The organism is Streptomyces sp. NPDC045431, from assembly GCF_040646655.1.
Taxonomy (GTDB): domain Bacteria; phylum Actinomycetota; class Actinomycetes; order Streptomycetales; family Streptomycetaceae; genus Streptomyces.
In genome coordinates this window covers 528,830-553,962 of sequence record NZ_JBEZAQ010000001.1, presented here as the reverse complement: position 1 = coordinate 553,962, position 25,133 = coordinate 528,830, and the positions used below count along the sequence as shown (strand labels likewise).

The 25,133-nt window shown below is 72.1% G+C and carries 22 protein-coding genes, 1 pseudogene and 1 riboswitch; of the genes and pseudogenes, 10 read left to right on the top strand and 13 right to left on the bottom strand.

Features of this window, described 5'->3' with window-relative positions:
- Window positions 1–55 precede the first annotated feature (55 nt).
- Window positions 56–1,198: a glycosyltransferase family 4 protein gene (locus tag AB0A69_RS02490; protein WP_361414464.1), complete on the bottom strand. Its 1,143-nt coding sequence runs from the start codon at window positions 1,196–1,198 to the stop codon at window positions 56–58.
- A gap of 98 nt (window positions 1,199–1,296) precedes the next feature.
- Here AB0A69_RS02490 and AB0A69_RS02485 point away from each other — a divergent pair, with 98 nt between their 5' ends.
- Both AB0A69_RS02485 and AB0A69_RS02480 read left to right on the top strand, forming a co-directional pair.
- Window positions 1,297–2,562, top strand: a complete 1,266-nt coding sequence (locus AB0A69_RS02485; protein ID WP_361414462.1) for a glycosyltransferase family 87 protein — start codon at window positions 1,297–1,299, stop codon at window positions 2,560–2,562.
- A gap of 22 nt (window positions 2,563–2,584) precedes the next feature.
- Complete coding sequence (locus tag AB0A69_RS02480) at window positions 2,585–3,694, top strand: S66 peptidase family protein (RefSeq protein WP_361414460.1); 1,110 nt, start codon at window positions 2,585–2,587, stop codon at window positions 3,692–3,694.
- A 40-nt stretch (window positions 3,695–3,734) separates the two neighbouring features.
- Here AB0A69_RS02480 and AB0A69_RS02475 read toward each other — a convergent pair whose 3' ends face one another.
- From AB0A69_RS02475 to AB0A69_RS02455, 5 genes are all read right to left on the bottom strand, one after another.
- The gene (locus tag AB0A69_RS02475) at window positions 3,735–4,892 is read right to left on the bottom strand and encodes a hypothetical protein (RefSeq protein ID WP_361415173.1); all 1,158 of its coding nucleotides are present in this window, start codon (window positions 4,890–4,892) and stop codon (window positions 3,735–3,737) included.
- 18 nt (window positions 4,893–4,910) lie between these two features.
- Window positions 4,911–5,999: an NlpC/P60 family protein gene (locus AB0A69_RS02470; RefSeq protein ID WP_361414458.1), complete on the bottom strand. Its 1,089-nt coding sequence runs from the start codon at window positions 5,997–5,999 to the stop codon at window positions 4,911–4,913.
- Window positions 6,000–6,212: 213 nt separating this feature from the next.
- Window positions 6,213–7,238 carry an NlpC/P60 family protein gene (locus AB0A69_RS02465; RefSeq protein WP_361414456.1) on the bottom strand — a complete coding sequence of 342 codons (1,026 nt, stop codon included), beginning with the start codon at window positions 7,236–7,238 and terminating at the stop codon, window positions 6,213–6,215.
- A 280-nt stretch (window positions 7,239–7,518) separates the two neighbouring features.
- On the bottom strand, window positions 7,519–8,883 hold the full coding sequence (locus tag AB0A69_RS02460; protein ID WP_361414454.1) for an NYN domain-containing protein: 1,365 nt from the start codon (window positions 8,881–8,883) through the stop codon (window positions 7,519–7,521).
- A 46-nt stretch (window positions 8,884–8,929) separates the two neighbouring features.
- Window positions 8,930–9,172, bottom strand: a complete 243-nt coding sequence (locus AB0A69_RS02455; protein ID WP_361414452.1) for a hypothetical protein — start codon at window positions 9,170–9,172, stop codon at window positions 8,930–8,932.
- A gap of 158 nt (window positions 9,173–9,330) precedes the next feature.
- Between AB0A69_RS02455 and AB0A69_RS02450 the strand changes: the two genes are divergently transcribed.
- From AB0A69_RS02450 to AB0A69_RS02420, 7 genes and pseudogenes are all read left to right on the top strand, one after another.
- Complete coding sequence (locus tag AB0A69_RS02450; RefSeq protein ID WP_361414450.1) at window positions 9,331–10,026, top strand: rhomboid family intramembrane serine protease; 696 nt, start codon at window positions 9,331–9,333, stop codon at window positions 10,024–10,026.
- Window positions 10,023–10,304, top strand: coding sequence for an Lrp/AsnC ligand binding domain-containing protein (locus AB0A69_RS02445; RefSeq protein ID WP_267241175.1), 282 nt, complete (start codon window positions 10,023–10,025; stop codon window positions 10,302–10,304). Before AB0A69_RS02450 ends, AB0A69_RS02445 begins: the two co-directional genes overlap by 4 nt.
- A 680-nt stretch (window positions 10,305–10,984) precedes the next feature.
- Entirely contained in the window at window positions 10,985–11,350 is a 366-nt protein-coding gene (locus AB0A69_RS02440) for a small hydrophilic protein (protein WP_361414448.1), read from the top strand.
- A complete protein-coding gene (locus AB0A69_RS02435) occupies window positions 11,313–12,767 on the top strand; it encodes a HAMP domain-containing sensor histidine kinase (RefSeq protein ID WP_361414446.1) in 1,455 nt (484 codons plus the stop codon). Before AB0A69_RS02440 ends, AB0A69_RS02435 begins: the two co-directional genes overlap by 38 nt.
- Window positions 12,764–13,423 (top strand): response regulator transcription factor, encoded by a 660-nt coding sequence (locus tag AB0A69_RS02430; protein WP_361414444.1) that lies wholly within the window; start codon window positions 12,764–12,766, stop codon window positions 13,421–13,423. Before AB0A69_RS02435 ends, AB0A69_RS02430 begins: the two co-directional genes overlap by 4 nt.
- A 61-nt stretch (window positions 13,424–13,484) precedes the next feature.
- Window positions 13,485–14,915 (top strand): SLC13 family permease, encoded by a 1,431-nt coding sequence (locus AB0A69_RS02425; RefSeq protein WP_361414442.1) that lies wholly within the window; start codon window positions 13,485–13,487, stop codon window positions 14,913–14,915.
- Window positions 14,912–16,051, top strand: a pseudogene (locus tag AB0A69_RS02420) (glycerate kinase); the annotation flags it as partial. The gene AB0A69_RS02425 and the pseudogene AB0A69_RS02420, both read left to right, overlap by 4 nt.
- Window position 16,052: 1 nt before the next feature.
- Here AB0A69_RS02420 and AB0A69_RS02415 read toward each other — a convergent pair.
- The 6 genes from AB0A69_RS02415 to AB0A69_RS02390 all read right to left on the bottom strand — a co-directional run bounded on the left by AB0A69_RS02415 (window position 16,053) and on the right by AB0A69_RS02390 (window position 23,190).
- A complete protein-coding gene (locus AB0A69_RS02415; protein ID WP_361414440.1) occupies window positions 16,053–17,420 on the bottom strand; it encodes an aminotransferase class V-fold PLP-dependent enzyme in 1,368 nt (455 codons plus the stop codon).
- A gap of 163 nt (window positions 17,421–17,583) precedes the next feature.
- Window positions 17,584–17,701, bottom strand: a riboswitch (SAM riboswitch).
- Window positions 17,702–17,805: 104 nt separating this feature from the next.
- Window positions 17,806–18,870 carry an anthranilate phosphoribosyltransferase gene (gene trpD, locus AB0A69_RS02410; RefSeq protein ID WP_361414438.1) on the bottom strand — a complete coding sequence of 355 codons (1,065 nt, stop codon included), beginning with the start codon at window positions 18,868–18,870 and terminating at the stop codon, window positions 17,806–17,808.
- Window positions 18,871–19,009: 139 nt separating this feature from the next.
- Window positions 19,010–20,641, bottom strand: a complete 1,632-nt coding sequence (locus tag AB0A69_RS02405; protein WP_361414436.1) for a ubiquinol-cytochrome c reductase cytochrome b subunit — start codon at window positions 20,639–20,641, stop codon at window positions 19,010–19,012.
- On the bottom strand, window positions 20,638–21,687 hold the full coding sequence (locus tag AB0A69_RS02400; protein ID WP_361414434.1) for a Rieske 2Fe-2S domain-containing protein: 1,050 nt from the start codon (window positions 21,685–21,687) through the stop codon (window positions 20,638–20,640). Before AB0A69_RS02400 ends, AB0A69_RS02405 begins: the two co-directional genes overlap by 4 nt.
- Window positions 21,684–22,493 (bottom strand): c-type cytochrome, encoded by an 810-nt coding sequence (locus tag AB0A69_RS02395; protein ID WP_361414432.1) that lies wholly within the window; start codon window positions 22,491–22,493, stop codon window positions 21,684–21,686. The genes AB0A69_RS02400 and AB0A69_RS02395 overlap by 4 nt, the downstream gene beginning before the upstream one ends.
- Window positions 22,494–22,569: 76 nt before the next feature.
- Window positions 22,570–23,190 (bottom strand): heme-copper oxidase subunit III, encoded by a 621-nt coding sequence (locus AB0A69_RS02390; protein WP_355367190.1) that lies wholly within the window; start codon window positions 23,188–23,190, stop codon window positions 22,570–22,572.
- 176 nt (window positions 23,191–23,366) lie between these two features.
- On the opposite strand from AB0A69_RS02390, the gene AB0A69_RS02385 reads away from it, so the two are divergent.
- Entirely contained in the window at window positions 23,367–23,768 is a 402-nt protein-coding gene (locus AB0A69_RS02385) for a hypothetical protein (protein WP_361414430.1), read from the top strand.
- A 3-nt stretch (window positions 23,769–23,771) separates the two neighbouring features.
- On the opposite strand, the gene AB0A69_RS02380 is transcribed toward AB0A69_RS02385, so the two are convergent.
- Window positions 23,772–25,028 carry an Ig-like domain-containing protein gene (locus AB0A69_RS02380; RefSeq protein WP_361414428.1) on the bottom strand — a complete coding sequence of 419 codons (1,257 nt, stop codon included), beginning with the start codon at window positions 25,026–25,028 and terminating at the stop codon, window positions 23,772–23,774.
- Window positions 25,029–25,133: the final 105 nt, after the last annotated feature.

Genomic DNA, 25,133 nt, shown 5'->3' with positions numbered 1-25,133 from the left:
GGCCGCCGCACCGCAAGCCACCGCACCGCAAGCCACCGCGTCGCAGGCAACCGCCTCACAGCAGCCGCTGCAGCCGCTCCGCCAGCGAGTCCCAGCGCCACTTCTCCTCGACCCAGGCGCGGCCCCGTTCGCCCATGCGGCGGCGGAGGTCCGGGTCGTCGAGGAGGGTGACGATGCGGTCGGCGCACTCCGCGGGGGAGGTGCCGCGGACGACCCAGCCCGTCTCGCCGTCGAGGACGGCGTCGGGCGCGCCCCCGGAGTCGCCGGCGACGACCGGGAGGCCGGTGGCGGAGGCCTCCAGGTAGACGATGCCGAGGCCCTCCACGTCGAGGCCGCCCCGCCGCGTACGGCACGGCATGGCGAAGACGTCGCCGGCACCGTAGTGCGCGGGGAGTTCCTCCCACGGCACCGCGCCGGTGAACCGTACGGATCCGGCCACGCCGGTCTCCGCGGCGAGGCGGCGCAGATCCTTCTCGTACGGGCCGCCGCCCACGATCAGCAGGACCGCGTCGGGCACGCGGGCCAAAATGGCGGGCATGGCCCTGATCAGGGTGTCCTGACCCTTGCGCGGGACGAGGCGCGAGACGCAGACGACGACCGGCCGGTCGGCGAGCCCGAGGCGCTCGCGCACGGCGTCGCCGCCCGAGCCGGGGTGGAACGTCTTCTCGTCGACGCCCGGCGGCAGCTGCACCATCCGCGCGGCGGCCTCGGGCGTCAGCGCGGCGGCGATGCGCGAGCGCGTGTACTCGCCGAGGTACGTGAGCGTGTCCGTGCCCTCGCCGATGCGCCGCAGCAGCTGCCGGGAGCCCGGCAGCTGGGCCCAGCCCGCCTCGTGGCCGTGGGTCGTGGCGACGATCCGCTTCGCGCCGGCCCGGCGCAGCGCGGGCGCCATGAGGCCGAGCGGCGCCGCCGCCCCGAACCACACCGACTCGCAGCCGTGCTCCCGCAGCAGCGCGACCGCCCGGGCGGTGACCCTGGGAGTGGGCAGCAGCATCGTCGTACGATCCCGGACAACCTGGAAGGGCTGTTCCGCGTCGAACAGAGCGGTCGCCTCGGCGCCCTCACGCCCCCGCTTCCAGGTGGAGGCGTACACAACAAGACGCTCGGGATCGAGCCTGAGCGCCATGTTGTGCAAGAACGCCTGAATCCCACCGGGTCTGGGCGGAAAGTCGTTGGTTACGATCAAGGTCTTGTGCATCGTTTGCATCAAGGCCGACAGTACCGAACGGCCCCGCTCCACTGCCCACGCGCGGTCTCCACCCCCCACCAGACGACGACGTAGACGTAGAGGTAGGCATGAAGGGCCCCATCCCCATATGGCTGCTGACCAGGACCCTCCTGCTGCTCCTCGTCTTCAAGGTGATGACCCTCCCGGGCCCGGACATCACCACGGACATCTCGCAGATCTACCGGGGCTGGTACGACGTGCTGCGGGCCGGCACGTATCCGATGGACGACGTGACCTGGCAGTACCCGCCGGCCGCCGCCCTCGCGGTCCTCTCCCCCGGCCTGCTGCCGTTCCTGGACTACGCCTCCGCCTTCTTCGTCCTCGCCTTCGTCTGCGACGCGGCCGTCTTCGGCCTGCTGCTGTACGCGGGCCGGCGCCCGGGCAAGTGCCTGTCGGGCGCCTGGGTGTGGGTCGCGGGCGTCCCGCTGCTGGGGCCGACGGCGTACGCGCGCTATGACCTGATGGTGACCGCCGTCGCCGTCGCCGCGCTCCTCGCGGGTGTCCGGCACCCGAGGATCATGGGGGCGTTGGCCGGTTTCGGCGCGATGCTGAAGGTCTGGCCGGTGCTGCTGCTCGCGGGCACGCGGCGCGGGCGCGTCACCCTGCGTTCGTGGACCGCCGCGGTGGCGACGGCGGCCGGGGTGCTGCTGCTCTGTACGGCGGCGATGCCGGGGGCGCTGGCGTTCCTGACGTTCCAGCGGGACCGGGGCACCGAGGTGGAGTCGCTGGGGGCGCTGGTGTTCCACGTGGCGCGGCACTTCGGCTGGGAGGGGCGGGCGACGCTGAACTACGGCTCGGTGGAGTTTCTCGGGCCGTACGTGCCGGTGGTGTCCACGGCCGCGCTGGCGCTGACGGTCGCGGCCTTCGGCTGGCTGCTGGTGTGGCGGGTGCGGGTGTGGCGTACGGGCGCGTTCGGGAAGACGACGCTGTGCGACGCGGCGTTCGTGGCGGTGCTGCTGTTCACCACCACGAGCCGGGTGATCAGCCCCCAGTACATGCTGTGGCTGGTCGGCCTGGCGTCGGTCTGCCTGGTCTTCCCGACGAGCCGGATGCGCACGGCGGCCCGGCTGGTGCTGGTGGCGACCGGGGTGACGCTGCTGGAGTTCCCGATCTGGTTCTCGCACGTGTCGGACAGCGACCCGCTGGGGCTGCTGCTCCTGCTGGTACGCAATGGGCTCCTGGTGGCGGCGACGCTGACGGCGTGCCGGGTGCTGTGGACGCAGACGGTCACGGAGCCGCGACTGCGCGAGCGGGCCGCGGCGGTCCCGGTGCAGGACGGCACCGCGCCCGCGGACGACCGGGACGCCGACCGAAACCGGGTACTCACCTCCTGAGGCCCTCTGCCAGAATCCGATCATGGCTCCCTCCCACAGGCCCTCCCACAGTCCCTCCGACAGCCCCTCCGACGCCCCTTCCGGTACGCCCACCACGCCGATCCGCTACCCACGGCCCCTGCGCCCCGGTGACCGCGTGGGCGTCACCTCCCCCTCCAGCGGCGTCCCCGAGCCGCTCCGCAAGCGCCTGGAGGTGGCCGTCGCGACGGTGGAGGCGCGGGGGTACGAGGTGGTCGTCGGCGACTGCATGGGCGGCTCGGGGCACGTCAGCGCCCCGGCGGCGGAGCGCGCGGCGGAGCTGATGGCGATGCTGACGGACCCGGACATCAGGGCCGTCGTGCCGCCGTGGGGCGGGGAGACCGCGATCGACCTGCTGCCGCTGCTCGACTTCGACCGGCTGCGCGAGGCCGAGCCGACCTGGCTGGTCGGCTACTCGGACATGTCGACGATCCTCACGCCGCTGACGCTGTTGACCGGAATCGCGACCCTGCACGGCAACAACCTGATGGACACCCCCTACCGGGTGCCCGAGGGGCTGCTCTCCTGGCTGGACATCGCCGCCCTGCCCGAGGGGAGCCGGTTCGCCCAGACCCCGCCCGGCCGCCACCGCACCAGCGGCTGGGACGACTACAGCGTCTTCCCGGACGTGCGCGAGTACACCCTGAACGCGACCGGCACCTGGACCCGCCTGGACAGCGGCGGCGACGGTGACCTGGAGGTCGAGGGGCGCCTGATCGGCGGGTGCATCGAGACGGTGAGCAACCTGGCGGGCACGCCGTACGGCGACGTCACGGCGTTCGCCCGCGCCCACGCGCCCGAGGGGCTGCTCGTCTACGTGGAGGCGGTGGGCGACGACGACGCGCTCGAGATCTGCCGCAACCTCCACGGCATGCGCCTGGCCGGCTTCTTCGACGCCGCGAACGCCGTCCTGGTCGGCCGTACTTCGGCGCCCGACCGCGACTCGCTCACCCAGCACGAGGCCGTGCTGGACGCGCTCGGCCCGCTCGGCGTGCCGATCATCGCCGACGTCGAGTGCGGCCACGTCCCGCCGTACCTGCCGCTCGTCAACGGCGCCCGCGCCCGTGTCGTCCTCACGCCGACCCGCCAGGAGCTCGTCCAGACGCTGGACTGACGGCGCGGGCGGTGAGGGGCGGCGAGGGATGGCGAGGGTCTCAGCCCAGCCGCTCCCGCACGTAGCCGCGCCACCGGGCGGTGAACTCCTCCGGGGTCGTGCCCAGCACCTCTCGCAGCGCCTGCGACACGGCCTGCTCCCGGGCCTCGCGGCGCCGGTGCGCGCCCACCGCGCGGTAGAAGGCCCGCAGCTCCGGCTCGCCCCACCGGTCGGCGATCAGCGCGCAGGCCAGCCAGCCGCCCTCGTACGCGCGGGCCAGGGCCTCCGCGTCGCCGGTGAAGGCGAAGTCCCCGTCGGACGGCAGTCCCGCGGGGGCCAGGCCCGCGCGCACCGCGTCCCGCAGCGCGGGCGCCGCCTGGCCGGCCGGGTGGGCCGTGCCCCGGTAGGCCGCCCAGTCGGCGAAGCCCTCGGAGAGCCACATCGGGGTCGCCGCCGAGGTGTGGGTGCGGGTGGCCACGTGGGCCGTCTCGTGGGTGAGCACCATGTCCTGGCCGACTCCGCTGAGCCCGGTGTACGCCTCGGGGTTGACGACCACCCGGTCCGCCGGGGCGTCCGGTCCTCCCCCGGCCCGGCCGGTCGTCACCGCGGCGATGCCCCGGTGCCGGTCGGCCGGCGCCCCGAGCAGCGCGCCCATGCCCTCCAGCGAGCCGGGGACGAGCACCACCACGCGCCCGGGCCAGGGACCGGCCCAGGCGGCCGACACCGCCGGAACCGCCCGGTCCGCCGTGGCCGCGACGGCCCGCAGCCGCTCCGGGTCCTGCCCGGAGCCGAGGACCAGGCTGCGCCGCCCGCGTACGACCTGGAGGGCGCCCTGGTCCCACAGCTGCTGGGCGGCGCCCTGAGCGGGCCGGTCGGACGTCACCTGCCAGCGGCCGTCCCGCCGCGCGAGCCGCAGGGCGCGCTCGGTGGTGACGGGGCCGCTGTCGTACCCGGCGATGCGGTAGCCGAGCTCGGCGCGGACGGTGGCCCGCCCGTCGCCGTCCTGCCGCGCCCGCGTGATCCGGTACGACCAGGAGGCCAGCTCCACGCCGGCGAGGTCGCCGGAGCGGACGGCCGCCGCCCACCGGTCCACCGCCGCCCGGAGCTCCTCGGCGCCCGCCGCCGTCTCCGGAGCCGTAGCCGTAGCCGTACAGCCGGAGGAGACACCGGAGAGCAGCAGGGGGCCGAACGCCGCCACCACCGCCCGCCTCCGCACCACCACCCGGCGATCGTACGGTCAGACGCGGGTGACCGCCGAGATGGGCATCATGCCCACGGGGTCGTAGCGCACCGGCGCGCCCGGGTAGGGGGCGTGGACGACCTGGCCGTTGCCCATGTACATCCCGATGTGGCTGGCGTCGGAGCGGTACGTCACCAGGTCGCCGGGGCGCGCCTCGGAGAGCGGCACGTGGCGTCCCGCGTTGCGCTGGGCCTGCGAGGTGCGCGGCAGGCTGACGCCCGCCTGTGCGTACGCCCACTGCGTGAGGCCCGAGCAGTCGAAGCCGTACGGCCCGTTGGCGCCCCAGATGTAGGGGCGCCCGAGGGCGGAGCGGGCCGCCCGGACCGCGGCGGCCGCCCGCTCGGACGCGGCCTCGCCCGCGGGGCCTTCGGCGCCGTCGGCGCCGTCGAGCGGGGGCAGGTCGTCGCGCCCGGAGCGCGAGGCCCGGTCGAGGCTGTCGCGCTCCTCGGCGGTCAGGGAGTTGAGCAGCGTCCGCGCCTCGGCCAGCTTGCGCTCGACGAGCCGCTTGTGGCGGGCGACGGCGGCCCGGCTGCGCTCCAGCTCGGCCAGCTGGCGGGTGGCCTCCGCGCGCTGTTGGCCGAGCAGGCGCTGGGCACGCCGCAGTTCGGTGAGGGCGTGGGCCTGCCGCTCGCTGATCCGGTCGAGGGTCGCGGCCTTGTCGAGGTAGGTGTCGGGGTCGTCGGAGAGCAGCAGCGCGAGCGCCGGGTCCATGCCGCCGGAGCGGTACTGGGCGCCGGCGACCGTGCCGAGCGCGCCGCGCATGTGGTTGATGCGCTCCTGGCCGCGGGCGACGGCGTCCTGGGTGCGGGAGACCTGCTCGCGCAGGGTGTCGGCGCGTTCGTCGGCCTTGTTGAACCCCTCGGTGGCCTTCTCGGCCTCCTCGAAGAGCCGGTCGACCCTGGCCCGGGTGGTCTCCGTGGTGTCGGCCGGCTCACCGGGGGCCGCGCCCGCGGGGGCTGCGCCGAGGGCGGCCGCCGCGGTGGCCGCCGCGGCGGAGAGGACCGTGACCGTCGCGTTCCGGGTGGCCTGGGTGAGACCCGTGAAACCCGTGAGACCCGACGGCGAGGACCGGCGATGGGACGCCACGAACCGCGCTCCCTTCAGCTGTGTGCGTTGCGCGCCAGACAGTAGCCGGACGGCTACGCACAGGCCAAAGGCCGCGTGAGGCTCCGGAGGGCTCGAACAGCGGCGCCCCGCCGGTAGACCGCAAGGTCACCGGCGGGGCGGAGCGTCAACTGAAGGGATCGCGATTCCCCTGATCAGGGGAGTGTACGGGCGCGTCCCGAGGGGCCCGGTACGTCAGATGCGGACGCCGAACTGGAACGTGCCCAGCCAGTCCATCGACTCGTACCGGACGACCGTCCCGGGCTTCGGGGCGTGCAGGACGGTGTTGTTGCCCGCGTACAGGCCGACGTGCGAAAGGCCGTTGAAGAAGACCAGGTCGCCGGGCTTGAGCTGGCTGCGGCCGATCTTCACACCGTCGTTCTGCTGGGTGTACGTGGTGCGGGTGAGGCTGACGCCGGCCTGGCGGTAGGCCCACTGGGTCAGACCGGAGCAGTCGTACGCGTTGGGGCCCTCGGCACCGGAGATGTACGGCTTGCCCACCTGGGTGTCGGCGGCCGCGAGGGCGGCGGCGCCGCGCGCCGAGGCGGGGACCTCGTTGCCGAGCTCCACGCGGTCGCTCGCGGCGCGGCTGGCGCGCTGCTCCTCCTCCTGCATCTTCGCGCGCTCGGCGGCGGTGAGCGTGTTGAGGAGCTTCTGGGCCTCGGCGAGCTTGCCCTGGAACGCCTTCTTCTTCTCGCCGAGCGTCTTGCGGACGTCCTCGAGGTCGGCGAGCTTCGCGGTCGCCTCGGCGCGCTCCTGGGCGAGGGTGCGCTGCTTGGCCTGGATGGTCTCCAGGACCTCGGCCTGCTTGGCGCTCAACTGGTCGACGGCGGAGGCCTTGTCGAGGTAGTCGTCCGGGTTGGAGGAGAGGAAGAGCTGAAGGGAGGGGTCCATGCCGCCGGCGCGGTACTGGGCGCTGGCCACCGAACCGATGCTGTCGCGCAGCGTGTTGAGCTCTTCCTGGCCGCGCGCCACCTTGTCCTGGAGGGCGCTGATCTCCTTCTGGAGCTTCTCGCGCTGCTCTTCGGCGAGGTTGTACTGCTCCGTGGCCTCCTCGGCCTCGTGGTGGAGCTTGTCGACCTTGGCCTTGACCTCGCTCTTGCTCGGCTTGGGGTCTGCCTGAGCGGCCTGGGAGGACAGGGCGACGGCAGCGGCGGCGGTCGCGGTGAGCACGGTCACGCGGGCACGGCTCGGCTGCTTGGGACGACGGTGGGACGCCACGGAGGCGAGCTCCTTCTCCTTCGAGAGCCGCCTCGGCCCTTCGGGGACTGCGCGGGAGAGGCGGTTCCTTCGCTGTCACCCCGGGTGGGCGATCAACTGCGCGAAGGTTCGAGCAGACCCTAGTGACCATGCTGTGATCAGTTCAAATCCTCATGCGAAAAATCTCGCTCAGGGGCCCCATTCTTTACACACATTCCACGCTGTGTCATGAGCACTTGACGTTACGTTCGCGCAACTGGTTTCTCAGAACGGGTCGAATTCGGGCAAGAGGCCCGGGAATTCACGAGAGCCGCGAAAGACGCTTCAACAGCAGCGCGGAGGAGACCGGCCGCGCACCCGACTTGGCCACGCCGTCGGCCACCTCGCGGTCCGTGGAGACCACGACCACGGGCCGGCCCGGCGGTTCCGCGCGCACCAGCTGACGGATCAGTTCGTCCGCCGTCACGCCCGGCTTGGAGAACAGCACCCGCACCCCGCGCGGCGGCGCGAGCAGCACCGGCGCGGCGAGTTCGGCGCCGTCGAAGACACAGGTGACCTCCGCGCCCGTGCGCGCGGCCAGCGCCGACAGGCCGCCGAGCAGCCGCAGCCGCTGCTTCTCCAGCGGCATCGTCGGATAGCCGGTCTTGGTGACGTTGTAGCCGTCCACGACCATGTGCGCCTGCGGCAGCGCCAGCAACTGGTCGAGCAGTGCCGGATCGGTCTCCGACAGGGCGCGCGCCGCGATGTCCTTGGGTGACATCCGGCCCGGCTCGACCGCGTCGACGGTGTCCGCCGGATGGACCGAGACCGGCGGCAGCGCCAGCTCGCGGCGCAGGCCCTGCGCCGACTCCAGGACGGTGTCCAGCAGCAGCCGCACCCGCATGTCCTCCACCGAGCGCCCCTCCCGGGCGGCCCGGCGGCTGGCCTCCAGAGCGGCCTCCGTCTCACCGAGCCGCGCCTTGAGGCGCCGCGTCTCGCTCTCGGCGGCGGAGACCTGCGCCGCCGCCTCGGCCCGGATCGCGTCGATGTCCGCCTGCGTACGGCGCAGGGCGGCCTCGCCGCGCTTGACATCGCTCTGCGCGCTGCGGAGCTTGCGGTGAAGCGATTCGGCTTCCTTGCGGGCCGCGTCCAGCTCGGCGCGCAGCCGCTCCGTCTCCGTACGGGTCTGCGCCCGCGCCTCGGCGAGCTCCGCGCGCAGCCGCTCCAGCTCCCGGCGCCCCTCCTCGTCGGCGCGCTCGGCATCCGCCCGCTGGGCCTCCTCGCCGGCCGCGGCGACGAGCTTCGCCCAGCCGGCGGGGCGCAGCACGTAGGCGGCCGCGGCGACGTCGACGGGGTCGGCGGCCGCCGGCGGCGAGCCGCCCTCGACCGCACCGGCCAGCTCCGGCTGCGCCTCCTTGAACCGCTCGCCGATCCGCTGCCGGAAGACCGGGTCGCCCTCCAGGGCGGCGGCCATGGCGTTGCCCGCGAACTTGACCCGGCGGGACGGGGTGAAACGGGCGTACTGCCGCAACTGGGCGGGCAGTTCCGCGACGGTCAGACCGCCGAAGGCGTCCGACACCAGTGCGACGACCCGGCGCCGCACCCCCTCGGGCATCGGGCGGTCGAGCGCCTCGGCGGCGTCTCCGGCCGCGCCGGCCGGTTCAGCACCGCTTGCGGGCTGCTCCACGTTCTCACCCCACTACCCGTCGTCCTCGCCCCCGCCGGGCCTCCCGTCAGGAGGCGGCGTCCGGCCTGTCCACCAGCTCGATCTGGTCCACCGCGCTGCACCAGCGGCACCGGACCGACTCGATGGTCTCACTGACCACCTCGCGCTCCTCGACCTTCGGCTCACCGGCGAGGTCCAGATGGACGTACTCGACGACCTTGGAAGACCTGGTCACGTCGAAGCGCGTCAGATTGCCGCAGAGCGCGCACCGCCAGCGGGTCGTCGCGGTCGGCATGGGAACCGTCGTCATGGGTGCCGTCCTCTTTCGTACCGGTCGTGCCGGGTGCGAGCCCGCGGTGCGCCATCGAACTGCGGATGTACTGCCCGTAACCCTACGGCCTCACGGGTACCCCTGTGGCCCGGCGAGGCACCCTGTCCCGCTCCCTCCCTTTACGTCATGATCTGTGCATGATCGAGCGGGGTCCGGTGGTGACGTACGGCGTGATGGCGGCGTGCTGTCTGGTCTTCCTGATCAGTCCGGTGTCCGGCCTGAACCACGAGTACGGCACCGGTGACGCGCTCCTCGCGGCGCAGAGCGCGTACTTCCGGCGCTGGGGGGTGATCCCCGCCGAACTGCTGACCGGCACCCCCGGCGCGCTGCCGTCCCCGCTGACGGCCCTCTTCGTCCACGGAAGCTGGCTGCACCTCCTCGGCAACATGCTGTTCCTCTACGTCTTCGGCGCCATGGCCGAGGAACGGCTCGGGCACCTGGAGTTCGCCCTCTTCTACGTGGGCTGCGGCTACCTCGCGCTCGTCGGCTACGCCGTGGCCCACGCGCACTCCGCGCAGACCCTCGTCGGCGGCTCGGGCGCCATCTCCGGAGTCCTCGGCGCCTTCCTGTTCCTCTTCCCGAAAGCCCGCGTCACCAGCCTCTTCCCCTTTCTCTTCTTCCTGCCCCTGCGGTTCCCCGCCTGGATCGTGCTGGTCTTCTGGTGCGTCCTCCAGTGGCTGGCGGCCCGCGGCGCGGGCGCCGGGCCCGGGGTCGCGTACCTGGCGCACCTGGTGGGCTTCGGCCTGGGGTTCCTCTACGCGTGGGTCCGGTACGGGTGGAGGGCTAGAGTGAAGGCCCAGACAGCGGGCCCCGAGGGAGAAGGACAGCCGTGATCACCGCGATCGTGCTCATCAAGACCAGCGTGGACCGCATCCCCGAGATCGCCGAGTCGATCGCCGCGCTGGAGAACGTCAGCGAGGTCTTCTCCGTCACCGGCACGTACGACCTGATCGCCATGGTGCGGGTGGCCAAGCACGACGACCTGGCGGACGTCATCCCGGGCCGCATCAGCAAGATCCCGGGCGTCGAGGCGACGGACACGCACGTCGCGTTCCGCACGTACTCGCAGCACGACCTGGAGGCGGCGTTCGCGATCGGCCTCGACGCGTAGGTTGCTCTCGCGGGGGGCGTGGGTTGCTGCCCGGTGGGCGGCTTTCCGCTGCGCGGTGGCTTGGGCCCGGTGGGTGGTTTTCCGCTGCGCGGTGCTCTTGCCCGGTGGGCTCCGGGCGGGTGCCGGGGGTTCTGGTGGGGGGTGGTCGGACTCTCGTTCACCGCGCTTCGCGCGAGTTCAGTCGTTTGACGTCCGACCACCCCCCACGCTCCACCCCCGACCCCCTCACGTGGTCGGGCTCGATCCACAGCCGGTGCGTGCATCCCCCTGTGGGTGCCCACACGCCGCCGCCGAGGGAGCTGGGCGCGTCGCAGCTGCCGCGCTCCGGAGTGTGGGAGCGCCAGCCGCCAGGGACCGGAAGGGGCGAAGGGGGAAAGCCCCTCGCGGCGCGAAGCCGCCGCGCTCCAGGGTGTGGGGGCGTCAGCCCCCACGTACACCTCCCCCTCCCGGGGGGTCTGGGGCGTCAGCCCCAGTTACGGGAAGTGGGGGTCCCCCCACGCCCGCAGGGCGTAGGGGGAGGGGTGGGGGGACAAACCCCCGCCCGTGACGTGTCACCCTTCAGGGGGGTGGGGCCCGGAGCACGGGGCTCGAAGGGGCGCGGTCGGGGAGCATGCGGTTCATGAAGGAGCCTTCATCTCGCGCTCATTCGCGGCGGCGTACACCCCGCCCAGGATGGCCGCATGGCCTTCACCCACCGCATGGCTACGCTCGCCGCCGTCGTCGCCATCCCCCTCGGGATCGCGGCGACCAGCTATCTGCTGACCGACTCCCCCGAGGCGCCCCACGTACCGGCCGAGGTGGAGCTGGACGCCACGCCGCGACCGAGTGCGAGCGGCCGGAGCCAGAGCCCCGCGAGCCCCGCGCCCGCGAGCCCCGCGCCCGCGAGTGCCTCGCCGTCGGCGGTGCCGCCGAGCCGGACGTACGCGCCCGGCGGCACGCCGAACGACACCGTCGTGCCCGGGCCGCCCGCCGCCAAGGTGCCCGCACCGGCCCCGGGGGACGACGACGATGACGACTTCGGTGACGACGCCCTTGACGAGAACTGACCGCCGCGTCTCCGCGCGCGTACGGATCCTGCTGTGGCTGCTGCTGGTGATGGCCGTGGCGCTCGCCGCCGTGGCGACGACCACGCGGTCGATCCTGCTGCGGGACGTGGACCACCGGATCAGCCAGCTGCTGACGCAGGAGACGCGGGAGTTCGCGAACTTCGTGGACCAGGGCGTGGACCCGGCCGACGGTGCCCGGTTCACCGAGCCGCGACGGCTGCTCCAGGTGTTCCTGCAGCGCCAGTACTCCGACCCCGACGAGGAGTTGCTGGGCCTGACCGAGGGTGCGGGCCCCGCGCCGGACGTGCTGCGGCAGCCGCGGGACATCGCGGAGGACATCGCCCTGTACCGGGACCGCGACGCGCTCGCGCGGATCTTCGCGGCGGACGCCCGCTCCGGCACGCTGGAACGCCCGCAGGGCGAGGTGCGGTGGGCGAAGGTGCCGATCAGCCCGGCCGGTACGGCGCCGCAAGGCGCGTTCGTGGTGGCGTTCCACGCGGACCACGAACAGGCGATCGCCGCCGAGGCGTTCCGTACGCAGCTGGCGATCTCGGGGGTCGCGCTGCTGATGACGACGGGGATCGGCTGGGCCGTCGCGGGCCGGATCCTCGCGCCGGTGCGGGTGGTCCGGCAGACCGCCGCGCAGCTGACCGAGCAGGACCTGACGCGCCGGATCCCGGTGCAGGGCCGGGACGACATCGCGCTGCTCGCGGAGACGTTCAACGCCATGCTGGACCGGCTGGAGCGGGCGTTCGCCGCGCAGCGGCAGTTCGTCGACGACGCCGGCCACGAGCTGCGCACGCCGATCACCATCGTGCGCGGACACCTGGAGCTGATGGGCGACGACCCGGCCGAGCAGGCGGAGACCATCCGGCTGGTCACGGAGGAACTGGACCGGATGAGCCGGATCGTGGAGGACCTGCTCCTGCTGGCCAAGGCGGAACGCCCGGACTTCGTGGCGCCGGAGCCCGTCCAGCTGGGCGAGCTGACGGCCGACGTCTTCGTGAAGGCGCGGGCGCTCGGCGAGCGGGAGTGGGTGCTGGACGGGGTCACCGACCGCGAGGCCGAGCTCGATCCGCAGCGCATCACGCAGGCGATGGTCCAGCTCGCGCAGAACGCCGTCCAGCACACCGTGCCGGGCCAGCGGATAAGGATCGGTTCGCGGGAGGTCACGGGTCGCATCGAGCTGTACGTGGCCGACAGCGGCGTCGGCGTGCCGGCCGAGGACGCCGGTGTGATCTTCGAGCGGTTCCGGCGCGGCAGCTCCCGGCGCGGCACCCGTACCAGCGGCGGCGCGGGGCTCGGGCTGTCCATCGTGAAGGCCATCGCCGAGGGCCACCGGGGCCGGGTCGAGCTGCGTCCCACCGAGGGCGGCGGCGCCACCTTCGTACTCGTACTGGAGGAAGAGGACGCGTGAACCGCATTCTGATCGCCGAGGACGAGGAGCGGATCGCCTCCTTCGTCGAGAAGGGGCTGCGTGCCAACGGCTTCACCACCACGGTGGCCGCCGACGGCGACACGGCGCTGGACTACGCCGTCACGGGCGGCTTCGACCTGATGGTGCTGGACATCGGGCTGCCGGGCCGTGACGGCTTCACCGTGCTGCGGGAGTTGCGCGAGGCACGGGTGACGCTGCCGGTGATCGTGCTGACCGCGCGGGACTCGGTAGGGGACACGGTCGCCGGGCTGGAGGGCGGCGCCGACGACTGGATGACCAAGCCGTTCCGCTTCGAGGAGCTGCTGGCGCGGGTACGGCTGCGGCTGCGCACCGCCGCCCGCGCGCCCGAGGTGACGGTGTTGCGCAGCGGCGACCTGAGCCTGGACCTGCGCACCCGGCGGGCCCGCGCGGAGGACCGGACCGTCGACCTGACGGCCCGTGAGTTCGTGCTGCTGGAGCTGTTCCTGCGCCACCCGGGGCAGGTGCTGTCGCGGGAGCAGATCCTGTCCCATGTGTGGGGGTACGACTTCGATCCGGGGTCGAACATCGTGGACGTGTACGTGCGCAACCTGCGCAGGAAGCTGGGGGCGCGGCGGCTGGAGACGGTGCGGGGCATGGGCTACCGCATGCCGTAGATGAACTTTCCCTCATAGAAGCCTCATTGAGGGCTCACGGCGGGTGGGGAGACTCGGTGGTGTGACGCTCTCCCTCAGCCGGGCGGTGTGGCTGGGTGCCGCGCTCGGCTTGTGCGCGGTGCTGGCGATACCGTCCTACTTCCCAGGACTCGGCGCCGACGCGCGCCTCACGCTGGGCGTGTTCATCCTCGCCACCGTCGCCTGGATCGCCACGCCCGTCGACGACACCTACATCGCGCTGGGCGCGGGGCTGGCGCTCACGGCGACCGGTGTGATCAGCAGCGAGACGCTCTTCGCGACGCTGGGTGATGAAACGATCTGGCTGCTGATCTGCGCGTTCGTCCTGGCGGCGGCGGTCACCCGGACGGGCCTCGCGGGCCGGGCCGCGGCGTTCCTGGTCAGCGGGGCCCGTACGGTGCGCCAGCTGGTCCACCTCACCACCGCCGCGCTGGTGGTGACGTCGTTCGCCGTCCCGGCCACCTCGGGGCGGGCCGCGCTCGCCCTGCCGGTCTTCCTGGCGCTGGCGAAGGTGCTGGCGGACCGGGGGCGGCTGGTGGTGATGCTGGCGCTGCTCTTCCCGACCGTCGTCCTGCTGTCCGCCGTCGCCACGCTCATCGGCGCGGGCGCGCATCTGATCACGGTCAACGTGCTGTGGGAGCAGTCGGGGCAGCGGCTGGGGTTCGTGGAGTGGCTGCTGCTCGGCCTGCCGCTCGCGGTCGTGTCGTCCCATCTGGCCGCCGAGGCGGTGCTGCTGACCTCCACGTCGCGGGCCGACCGGCGCGGCCCGGTGCGCATCACGCCCGCCGACATCGAGGCGCACTCCCCCGCGCCGGTGACCGGGCCGCTGTCCATCGCCGAGGCGCGCTGCGCGCTGCTGCTGGCCACGGTGGTGGTGCTCTGGTGCAGCGAGCCGCTGCACCGGGTGTCGCCCGCGGTGGTGGCGCTGATCGGCGCGGTGGTCGCGTCGTCGCCCGCGCTCGGGACCGTACGGCTCAAGGACGCGCTGCGGACGGTGCCGTGGCCACTGCTGCTGTTCATGGCGGCGACGATGGCGATGGGTGTGGCGCTCGCCGACTCGGGGGCGGCGGGGTGGCTGGTGGCGGGGCTGCCGGTGGACGCGCCGCCGTGGCTGTTCCTCACCGTGGTCGTGGTCGTCTCCACGGCCGCGCATCTGGTGCTGCAGTCCCGTTCGGCCCGCTCCTCGGTGCTGGTGCCGCTGGTGGTGGCGGCCTCGGCGGCCGCCGGGGTCAATCCGGTCACGGCCGCGCTGGCGTCCACCGCCGCGGCCGGGTTCTGCCACACGCTGCCCGCGTCGGCCAAACCGGTGGCCCTGTTCGCGGACGTACCGGACGGCGTGCCCACCTACACGCCGCGTGACCTGCTGCGGCTGTCGGCCGTGCTGGCCCCGCTCACCGCGGGCGTGGTGCTGCTGTTCGCCCTGACCGTCTGGCCGCTGCTCGGCGTGCCCGTCCTCCTGGAGTCCCACCCATGAGCCACTCGTACCGCATCGCCGTCGCGCCCAGCGGCTTCAAGGAGTCCCTGTCCGCGCGCCAGGCCGCCGAGTCCATCGCCGAGGGCGTGCGGCGGGTCCTGCCGGGCGCGCGGCTGGACCTGATCCCGCTGGTCGACGGTGGCGAGGGTACGGCGGAGGCGCTGGCCGCCGCGACCGGCGGGCGGTTGGTGCCGTGCGTGGCGACCGGGCCGCTGGGCTCACCCGTGGAGAGCCACTTCGCGCTGCTCGGCGACGGTTCGGCGGTGGTGGAGATGGCCGCCGTCGCGGGTCTCGCGCTGGTGGAGCCGGGCCGCCGCGACCCCGGCGCCACGACCACGTACGGCGTCGGCGAACTGCTGCGCGCGGCCCTGGACTCCGGTGCCCGCCGCATCCTCGTCGGCTGCGGCGACTCCGGTACGTCGGACGGGGGCGCCGGCGCGCTCCAGGCGCTGGGCGTACGCCTGCTGGACGCGGACGGCCGCGAACTCCCGCGCGGGGGCGCCGCCCTGGGGCGGCTCGCGGCCATCGACGCCGACGGGCTCGACCCGCGCCTCGCGGAGACCGAGCTGCTGGTGGCGTGCAACCCGTACAACGTGCTGTGCGGCGAGCGCGGCGTGGCGCGGGTCTTCGGCCCCCAGAAGGGCGCCTCCCCCGCTCAGGTCGAGGTCCTGTCGGCGGCCCTGGAGCGCTGGGCTGCGGCGCTCACGGAGGCGTTCGCCCCGGGCGTCGACCTGCGCGGGGCGCCCGGCACCGGCGCGTCCGGCGGCCTGGGCGCGGGGCTCGCGGCGCTCGGCGCCCGGCTGCTGCCCCGGTTCGAGGTGCTGCTCGACGGGCTGGACCTCGGCGCGCGCCTCGCCCGCGCGGACCTGGTCATCACGGGCGAGGGCGCCCTCGACGCGCAGACCGTGCGCGGGAAGATCCCGGGCGAGGTGGCGCGCCGCGCCCGGGAGGCGGGTGTGCCGGTCCTCGCGCTGGCCGGCACGCTCGGCCCCGGCGCCCGCGACGCCGAGCTGGACGCCTACGAGTCGCTGGCGCCCGGGCCGCTGCCGCTCCAGGAGTCCCTGGAGCGGGCGGCCGAGCTGCTGGCGGACGCGGCCGAGCGGGCGCTGCGCACGGTCCTGGTGGGCACGCGGCTGGTCAGCCGCGGTCGGGCACACACCGCCCGTCCTCCGTACGGTAGTTCCACTTCGCCCCGTCCCGCACGAGCTCCTTCACGGCCCGAACGAAACGGTCGACGTGCTCATCCGGCGTCCCCGCCCCGAAGCTGACCCGGATCGCGTTGAGCGACTTCTCGCCGGGCGGGGCCGCCTCGGGCGCGCCGCACTCGCCGACCTGCTGCGGGTCGCTGCCGAGCAGCGTCCGCACCAGCGGGTGGGCGCAGAACAGGCCGTCGCGCACGCCGATGCCGTACTCGGCGGAGAGCGCCGCCGCGAAGTGCGAGCTGTTCCAGCCGTCGACCACGAAGGAGATCACGCCGACGCGCGGGGCATCGTCGCCGAAGAGCGACAGCACCCGCACCTCGGGCACCTCGGCCAGGCCCTCGCGCACCGTGCCGATGAGGTACCGCTCGCGCGCCACCAGGTCGTCGAAGCCGGCCTCGGTGAGCGCCTTGCAGGCGGAGGCGATGGCGTACGCGCCGATGACGTTCGGCGAGCCGGCCTCGTGGCGGGCCGCGGTGGTGTGCCACTCGACGTCGACGCCGCCGTCGGCGCGCCGGGCCACGGTGCGGGAGGCGCCGCCGCCCGCCAGGTACGGCTCGGCCTCCTGCAGCCAGTCGGGCCGCCCTGCGAGCACGCCGGAGCCGAACGGCGCGTACAGCTTGTGCCCGGAGAAGGCGACCCAGTCGACGTCCAGGTCGCGTACGGACACCGGGTGGTGGGGCGCCAGCTGGGCGGCGTCCAGCACGATGCGGGCGCCGTGCGCGTGGGCGGCGGCGGCGAGCTCCCGTACCGGCCACAGCTCACCCGTCACATTGGACGCGCCGGTGACGCAGACGAGGGCCGGGCCGTAGGGGTCGCGGTCGGCGAGGGCGCGCTCCAGCGTGTCGACCGCCTCGCCCGGCGTGCGGGGCGCGTTGAGGTAGGTGACGCGGGCGTCCCTCCAGGGGAGCAGTGAGGCGTGGTGCTCGGTCTCGAAGACGAACACCTGGCAGTCGGCGGGCAGGGCGGCGGCCAGCAGGTTCAGCGAGTCGGTGGTGGAGCGGGTGAAGACGACCTCGTCGTCCTCGCGGCAGTCGAGGAAAGCGGCGACGGTGGCGCGGCTGTTCTCGAAGAGGTCGGTCGACAGCTGCGAGAGGTACCCGGCGCCGCGGTGCACGCTGCCGTAGTACGGGGCGTACGCGGCGACGTCGTCCCACACCCGCTGGAGCGCGGGAGCGCTGGCGGCGTAGTCGAGCGCGGCGTAGGTGACCTCGCCGCCGGTGACGAGCGGCACGGTGACATCCCGGCCCAGAACGGGCAGCGGCGTACAAACGGACTGGTCGGCGGCAGCGGTGAAGACGGACATGGCGAACTCCCGTACAGGGCAGGCGAATTCGACGCGTCGACGCACAGGGGTGCGGACGCGGCGGAAGGAAAAAGGGGATGCCGAAGAAGGGGCGATACGCCCTATCGCATTCGCTTGCTCACGAGACTGCTCCCTTGAGGACCAGGACCCCAGGGTGTGCAGGGGTCCGCGCTTGCCGCAGACCTCGCTGCCTGCGACCTGGTCTTCACCCGGGGCACCCCGCCACGGACGGAGGGTTGCCGGACAGCGGGCCGGGGCCGTAGTCGCTGTCACTCATGACCTTGAATGGCATCATGCCATACGTCTCGGCATGCGCAAGGCGCAGTCCGGTTCTTGAGACAAGAAGGGCCGGACCGCGCCTTGTGTCACACCCACCCGCGCGGGTTCAGCGGTGGCTGGCCTCCACCCACCGGTCGAGCGCCGCGCGCGCCGCGCCCGAGTCGATGGACTCGGCCGCCTTGGCCATGCCGGCCCGGATCTGCTCGGTGAGCGGCGCGTCCGTCGGCTCCAGCGCCACCAGCGCCGCCGCGGAGTTGAGCAGCACCGCGTCCCGCACGGGCCCGGTCTCCCCCGCGAGCAGCCGGCGCGCCACATCGGCGTTGTACGAGGCGTCCGCCCCGCGCAGCGCCTCGACCGGTACGAGCGCGATGCCCACGTCCCGCGGGTCGAAGGACTCCTCACGCACGGCCCCGTCCCGTACCACCCACACCTTCGAGGTGGCGGTGGTGGTCAGCTCGTCCAGCCCGTCGTCGCCGCGGAAGACCAGCGCGGAGGAGCCGCGCTCGGCGAGGACCCCGGCGAGGATGGGCGCCATGCGGGCGTCCGCGACACCGGTGGCCTGGGCCTTGACCCGGGCGGGGTTGGTCAGCGGCCCGAGGAAGTTGAAGGTGGTGCGGATGCCGAGCTCCTTGCGGGCGGCGGCCACATGGCGCAGCGCGGGGTGGAACTTCACCGCGAAGCAGAAGGTGACGCCCGCCTCCTCGGCGACCTCGGCGACCCGCCGGGGCGTCAGCTCCAGGTTGACGCCGAGCTTCTCCAGGACGTCCGAGGCCCCGGAGGCGGAGGAGGCGGCGCGGTTGCCGTGCTTGACGACCTTGGCGCCGGTGCCGGCGACGACGATCGCCGACATGGTGGAGATGTTGACCGTCTTGGCGCCGTCGCCGCCCGTACCGACGATGTCGACGGAGGGGCCGGGCACCTCGATCAGGTTGGCGTGCGCGTACATCGTCCGGACCAGGCCGGAGATCTCCTCGACGGTCTCGCCCTTGGCGCGCAGGGCCACCGCGAAGCCGGCGATCTGGGCGTCGGTGGCCTCGCCGCTCATGATGCGGTCCATCGCCCACGCCGTGTCGTCGGCGCTCTGGTCGCGCCCCTCGAGCAGGCCGTTCAGTACCACGGGCCAGGAGCGGCCCGCCGCGTTGTCGCCTCCAGCGGGTGGTACAGCGCTCATGGTCGCTCCTGGTGTCCGTACGTATGGGGATGACCACAGCCTATCGAGCCACGGGCACGGCAAAGAGCCCCGTCCGGTGAATGGACGGGGCTCTGTGCGGTGTGGCGACCGTGTGGGTCAGGCGGCGAGTGCCGGTCGATCAGTGGTGGCCGTGGCCACTGGCGATCTCCTTGTACTCCTCCACGCTGGCCTTCGGGACCTGGTTGCCGTCCCCGAAGTAGCCCTTGCTGAGCTTGGCGCGGAGCTTCTCCTTGCGGGTCGGCTTGCGCTCGACGCCGTTCTCGTCGACCGTCGGGCCGATCTCGGCCGGCGTGTACTGCTCGTGCGCGGTGAGCGCGTGCAGCTGGGCCTGGCTGAGGGGCTCGTGGATCTCGACGAACTCGCCGTGCGGCAGGCGCTTGATGATGCCGGTCTCCCGGCCGTGCAGCACCTTGTCCTTGTCGCGCCGCTGCAGACCCAGGCAGATCCGCTTGGTGACGACGAAGGCGATGACCGGACCGAGGAAGAAGAAGATCCGGACGAACCAGGTGATCGCGTTGATCGACAGGTGGAACTTGATGGCGAAGATGTCGTTGCCACCACCGATCAGCATGATCATGTACGCGGTCACCCAGGCGACACCGAGGGCGGTCCGGGTCGGCGCGTTGCGCGGCCGGTCCAGGAGGTGGTGCTCCCGCTTGTCACCGGTGATCCACGACTCGATGAACGGGTACATCGCGATCGCGCCGAGCATGAGGCCGAAGACGACCAGCGGGATGAACACACCCAGGACGAGCGTGTGGCCCCACAGGGTGATCTCCCAGCCCGGCATGACACGGATCAGACCCTCGGCGAAGCCCATGTACCAGTCGGGCTGGGCGCCGGTGGACACCTGGTCCGGACGGTACGGGCCGAGCGCCCAGATCGGGTTGATCGTGAACAGCGCGGCGATGACCGAGATGACACCGAAGACCAGGAAGAAGAAGCCTCCGGCCTTGGCCATGTACACCGGCAGCAGCGGCATGCCGACGACGTTCTTGTTCGTCCGGCCGGGGCCGGGGAACTGCGTGTGCTTGTGGTAGAAGACCAGGATCAGGTGCGCCACCACGAGGCCGAGCATGATGCCCGGCAGCAGCAGGATGTGGATCGAGTAGAACCGGGCGATGATGTCGTGGCCCGGGAACTCCCCGCCGAACAGGAACATCGAGATGTACGTGCCGACGATCGGCGTGGACAGGATCGCGCCCTGGGTGAAGCGGACACCGGTGCCGGAGAGCAGGTCGTCCGGGAGCGAATAACCGGTGAAACCGGTGAACATGCCCAGGACGAACAGCAGGAAGCCGAACAGCCAGTTGACCTCACGCGGCTTGCGGAACGCGCCGGTGAAGAAGACGCGCATCATGTGCACGAACATGCCGGCGATGAAGATCAGCGCCGCCCAGTGGTGGATCTGCCGGATGAGCAGACCACCGCGGACGTCGAAGCTGATGTCCAGGGTCGAGGCGTACGCCTCGGTCATGCGGATGCCCTGCATCGGCACGTACGAGCCGTGGTACTCGATCTCGTTCATGCTCGGGTGGAAGAACAGCGTCAGGTACACACCCGTGAGGATGATGATGATGAAGCTGTAGAGGCAGATCTCACCGAGCATGAAGGACCAGTGGTCCGGGAAGATCTTCCGCATGTTGGCCTTGGCCAGGGAGTAGATCCCGAGACGGCCGTCGGCCCAGTCGGCCACCCGCTCGCCGGCGGGCGCCTTCCGCTGTGCGTCTGTTGCGGTCGTGGTGCTCATCCGCGCTCCCAGAATGCAGGACCGACGGGCTCCTCGAAGTCGCCGAGCGCCTCGAGGAAGCCCTCGTCATTGACGCCGATCCGCAGCTGCGGAAGGGCGTGACCGGCCGGGCCGAAGATGACGCGGGCGCCGTCGGAGAGGTCGAAGGTGGACTGGTGGCACGGGCAGAGGACGTGGTGGGTCTGCTGCTCGTACAGGGAGATCGGGCAGCCCACGTGGGTGCAGATCTTGGAGAAGGCCACGATGCCCTCGTGCGACCACTCGAGCTCGCGCTTGTCCTTGATGTCCTCCGGCTGGATCCGGACGATCATCAAGGCATCCTTGGCGATCTTCGTGTTGAACTCGTGGTCGTGCTCCTCCAGGCCCTCGGGCTTGGCGAAGGTCAGCGAACCGACCGCGACGTCCTCGGGACGCAGCGGCTCGTTCGTGTTCATGTTGATGAGCTGCTTGCCCTTGGCCCACGACGTGTGGAACAGCTTCTTCTCGGGCAGCGGGCCCAGCTCGCGCAGCAGCACCACGCCGGAGAGCGGCACCATGGCCAGCGCGCCGAGCATCGTGTTGCGGATCAGCGGACGGCGGCCGATCGCGGACTCCCGCGCGCCGTCGGCGAAGTCGGCCATGACCTTGGCCTTGACCTCGGCCGGGGCCTCGATCGGGTGACGGTCGTCCGCGACCTCGTGGTCGGACATCAGGGTGCGGGCCCAGTGGACCGCGCCCGCGCCGATGCAGAAGAGCGCGATGCCGAGCGTCAGGCCGAGCGACAGGTTGGTCGCGCTGACGTGGCCGAGCGGCCAGACGTACACGAGCTTGTCGACCGGGAAGATCACGAACGAGGCGATGAAGCCGATCGTGGCCAGCATCGACAGCGTGAACAGCAGGGCGACCGTGCGCTCGGACCGCTTGGCGGCCCGCTCGTCGATGTCCTGGATGCGCGGCTTGTGGGGCGGCAGCCCCGGGTCGGCGAACGGGTTCTCGGCTACCGCCGTGCCGTGCGCGGCGTCCTGCTTGTGCGGCAGGCTCTCTTCGGAAATGTCTTGGCTACTCATGACTTCTTGGCCTTAGCGGTGTGGGCCGCGACCCAGACGGCAACAGCGATCAGCGAACCCAGACCGAAGATCCAGCCGAACAGGCCCTCGCTGACCGGTCCCAGACCGCCCAGCGCGAAGCCGCCGGGAGTCGGGGTCTCGTCACCGTTCACGGTCTTGATGTACGCGATGATGTCCTTCTTCTCCTTCTCCGGCATGGTGGTGTCGGGGAAGGACGGCATGTTCTGCGGGCCGGTCTGCATGGCCTCGTAGATGTGCTTCTCGCTCACGTCCTCGAGGCTGGGCGCCCACTTGCCCTTGGTGAGCGCACCACCCTCGCCGGTGAAGTTGTGGCACTGCGCACAGTTCGTGCGGAACAGGTCACCACCGCGGGCGATGTTCGCCCCGTCGGGGCTGTACTGCTTCTCGGTCGGCGTGGCCGGGCCGGGGCCCAGGGACGCGACGTACGCGGCGAGCTGGTCGATCTGCGCCTGCGAGTAGATGTTCCTCTTCTCCGGCACCTGGGCGCCGGGCTGCTGCGCCGGCATGCGGCCGGTGCCGACCTGGAAGTCCACGGACGCGGCGCCGACGCCGACCAGGCTCGGACCGTCGGAGGTGCCCTGACCGCCGGTTCCGTGGCAGCTGGCACAGCCGACGGAGTAGAGCTTCTTGCCCTCCTCGATGGCGAGTGACTGGGCGGTTTCGTCGGCCTGCGCCTTGTCCGCGGGTGCGAACGCGGCGTACAGCCCCCCAGTGGCCGCCAGCGCGAGAAGTAGGACGACGACCGCCGCCAGCGGATGGCGTCGTCGTGCGGAGAGCTTTTTCACGGATTACCCCGGTGTCAGGATCTTCTGCGTCGATGCTTGCTGGATGTGTTCGGGCGTACCGGAGGTACGGGCCCGATTACTTGATCATGTAGATCGTGGCGAAGAGGCCGATCCAGACGACATCGACGAAGTGCCAGTAGTAGGACACGACGATGGCGGCGGTTGCCTGCTCATGGGTGAATCTCTTCGCCGCGTACGTCCGGCCGAGGACCAGCAGGAAGGCGATCAGGCCGCCCGTCACGTGCAGTCCGTGGAAGCCGGTCGTCATGTAGAACACGGAGCCGTACGGGTCGGACGAGAGCGAGAGGCCCGCGTCCTTGACCAGCTCGGTGTACTCGAAGACCTGGCCGCCGATGAAGATGGCACCCATGACGAACGTGATGATGAACCACGTCCGGAGCTTCTTCACGTCGCCCCGCTCGGCGGCGAACACGCCGAGCTGACAGGTGAGGGAGGAGAGCACCAGGATCGTGGTGTTGGTCGCCGAGAACGGAAAGTTCAGGTGTCCCGCCTGCTGGGACCAGAACTCGGCACCCATCACCGAACGAAGGGTGAAGTACATCGCGAAGAGGGCCGCGAAGAACATCAGCTCGGAACTCAACCAGATGATGGTTCCGACGCTGGTGAGGTTCGGCCGATTGACCGACGGGTGCGCGTGCCCGGTTTCTACTGTCGTTGCTGTCGCCACGACCGACATTATGTCGGTCGCTTATCCCGCCCTCACTCCGGGGGGTGCCGTTCGGTGTGTTGATGCGCTCCGTCCAGCCCGAACGGCCCATCCGAACCGGTGTTGACGCGGTGTGGGGAGGAGTAGCATCCGGCCCATCGGTACCTGCCTTACCTGCCCTCACCGCCGACGTACTCGGAGGAACAATGCAGTCGAGCGCCACCGTCCTGGTCTACAGCGACGACGCCAACACCCGCGCGCAGGTGCGGCTGGCGGCCGGGCGCAGGCCCGCGGCCGACGTTCCGCCGGTCGAGTACGTCGAGTGCGCGACGCTGCCGGCCGTGCTGGAGCGGCTGGACCAGGGCGGGATCGACGTCTGCGTCCTGGACGGCGAGGCGGTGCCCGCCGGGGGCATGGGGGTGTGCCGGCAGATCAAGGACGAGGTCTTCCGCTGCCCGCCCGTGCTGCTGCTCATCGGCCGCCCGCAGGACGCCTGGCTGGCCACCTGGAGCCGCGCCGACGCGGCCGTGACGCTGCCGGTGGACCCGGTGGAGCTGGCCGACTCCCTGGCCGCGCTGCTGCGCAGCAGGCTGTCCGTGGAGGCGTGAGGGTCAGAAGGCGACCGGGCGGACGCGTGCCGCGTCGGCGGGGTTGACGCCCGGGCGGGCGGCGTCCACGAGGGCGCTGCCCGTGCGCCACTTGTCCCAGGGGATGTTCCAGTCGCCGAAGCCGTTGCCGAAGGGGTCCATCGGGCTTCCCCCGCTGTTGACGACGGCGACGATGTCCCCCGGACGGACGGTTTTGAAGAACCAGGCGGCATTGCTGGTGGACATGCCCGTGCAGCCGTGGCTGACGTTGGCGAAGCCGTGCGACCCGGCGGACCAGGGTGCCGCGTGGACGTATTCGCCGCTCCAGGTCACCCGGGTGGCCCAGTAGACGGGCAGGTCGTAGGACTCGCTGCTGCCCGCGGCGATGCCGACGGTGGTGGAGCGCATCCGGACGAACTGCTCCTTGCCGAGCACCACTTTGATGCCGTTACGGGTGGCGAAGCCCGGTTTGCCGGTGGTCACCGGAATGGTGTTGATCACTTGCCCGTTGCGCTTGACCGTCATCTGGTGGGCCGCCGCGTCGGTGATGGCCTCGATGCGGTCGCCGATGGTCAGGCTGAGGGGCTTGACGGGCCCGCCGTACAGGTCGCCGTCTATCCGTACGCCGGCGAGCTTGCCGGTGGCGGTGACGGACGCGCCCGTGGGCCAGAAGTCCTTGGGGCGGAAGTGCAGTTTCTTGTCGTCCACCCAGTACCAGGAGCCCTCGACGGCCGGGGTGGAGCGGACCTTCAGGGAGCGTTCGACCGCGGCGCGGCCCGCCCGGGATCGCACGGGGACGCTCAGCTCCGCCGTGATGGGCTGTCCGACGCCGTACGTGCCCGCCTCCGGGCCGAACCGCACGGCCAGCACCTTCTTGGCGGGTGCGGTCTCGAATGTCAGCGTACGGACGCCAGGAGCGCCTTCGCGGTCCTCCGTGGCCACCCTGACGGTGTAGCGGGCGCCGGCCGTCAGGGACCCCGTGGAGCGCCAGCGGCTGCCGTCCGCGGAGAGCTCGCCCGCCAGGTGGTGACCGGCCTCGTCGCGGGCCGTGACGTCCGTGATGCGGCCGTCCTTGACCTTGGCGGTGACTTCGAGCGGCTTGTCGAGCGGCGCCTTGCGGCCCTCCGAGGGGCCGTTGAAGGTGACCTGCCGAGCCGCGTCGTACGGCTCCGCGGAGAGGGGGTGGCCCTCCGGGCCACCGCACGCGGTCGCGCTCGCTCCGGTGACGGCGACCAGGAGGGTGCAGCTTATGGCGGTGCGCATGCGGCTCGTGTGGCTCATGAGCACACCGTAGGAAGAGCTGTCGACCGCGGCACGCGGGATGCAACCAAAAGAGGGACCCGGTGACCTCCCTGTGGAGGTCACCGGGTCCCTTGGAGCAAGACG

Bases quoted from the DNA above. Each gene is read 5' to 3' on its own strand.
- AB0A69_RS02390 (WP_355367190.1), bottom strand. From the start codon at position 23,190: ATGTCGGTCGTGGCGACAGCAACGACAGTAGAAACCGGGCACGCGCAC.
- trpD (WP_361414438.1), bottom strand. From the start codon at position 18,870: ATGAGCGCTGTACCACCCGCTGGAGGCGACAACGCGGCGGGCCGCTCC.
- AB0A69_RS02455 (WP_361414452.1), bottom strand. From the start codon at position 9,172: ATGACGACGGTTCCCATGCCGACCGCGACGACCCGCTGGCGGTGCGCG.
- AB0A69_RS02415 (WP_361414440.1), bottom strand. From the start codon at position 17,420: ATGTCCGTCTTCACCGCTGCCGCCGACCAGTCCGTTTGTACGCCGCTG.
- AB0A69_RS02385 (WP_361414430.1), top strand. From the start codon at position 23,367: ATGCAGTCGAGCGCCACCGTCCTGGTCTACAGCGACGACGCCAACACC.
- AB0A69_RS02450 (WP_361414450.1), top strand. From the start codon at position 9,331: ATGATCGAGCGGGGTCCGGTGGTGACGTACGGCGTGATGGCGGCGTGC.
- AB0A69_RS02400 (WP_361414434.1), bottom strand. From the start codon at position 21,687: ATGAGTAGCCAAGACATTTCCGAAGAGAGCCTGCCGCACAAGCAGGAC.
- AB0A69_RS02405 (WP_361414436.1), bottom strand. From the start codon at position 20,641: ATGAGCACCACGACCGCAACAGACGCACAGCGGAAGGCGCCCGCCGGC.
- AB0A69_RS02490 (WP_361414464.1), bottom strand. From the start codon at position 1,198: ATGCACAAGACCTTGATCGTAACCAACGACTTTCCGCCCAGACCCGGT.
- AB0A69_RS02435 (WP_361414446.1), top strand. From the start codon at position 11,313: ATGACGACTTCGGTGACGACGCCCTTGACGAGAACTGACCGCCGCGTC.
- AB0A69_RS02440 (WP_361414448.1), top strand. From the start codon at position 10,985: ATGGCCTTCACCCACCGCATGGCTACGCTCGCCGCCGTCGTCGCCATC.
- AB0A69_RS02485 (WP_361414462.1), top strand. From the start codon at position 1,297: ATGAAGGGCCCCATCCCCATATGGCTGCTGACCAGGACCCTCCTGCTG.
- AB0A69_RS02480 (WP_361414460.1), top strand. From the start codon at position 2,585: ATGGCTCCCTCCCACAGGCCCTCCCACAGTCCCTCCGACAGCCCCTCC.
- AB0A69_RS02380 (WP_361414428.1), bottom strand. From the start codon at position 25,028: ATGAGCCACACGAGCCGCATGCGCACCGCCATAAGCTGCACCCTCCTG.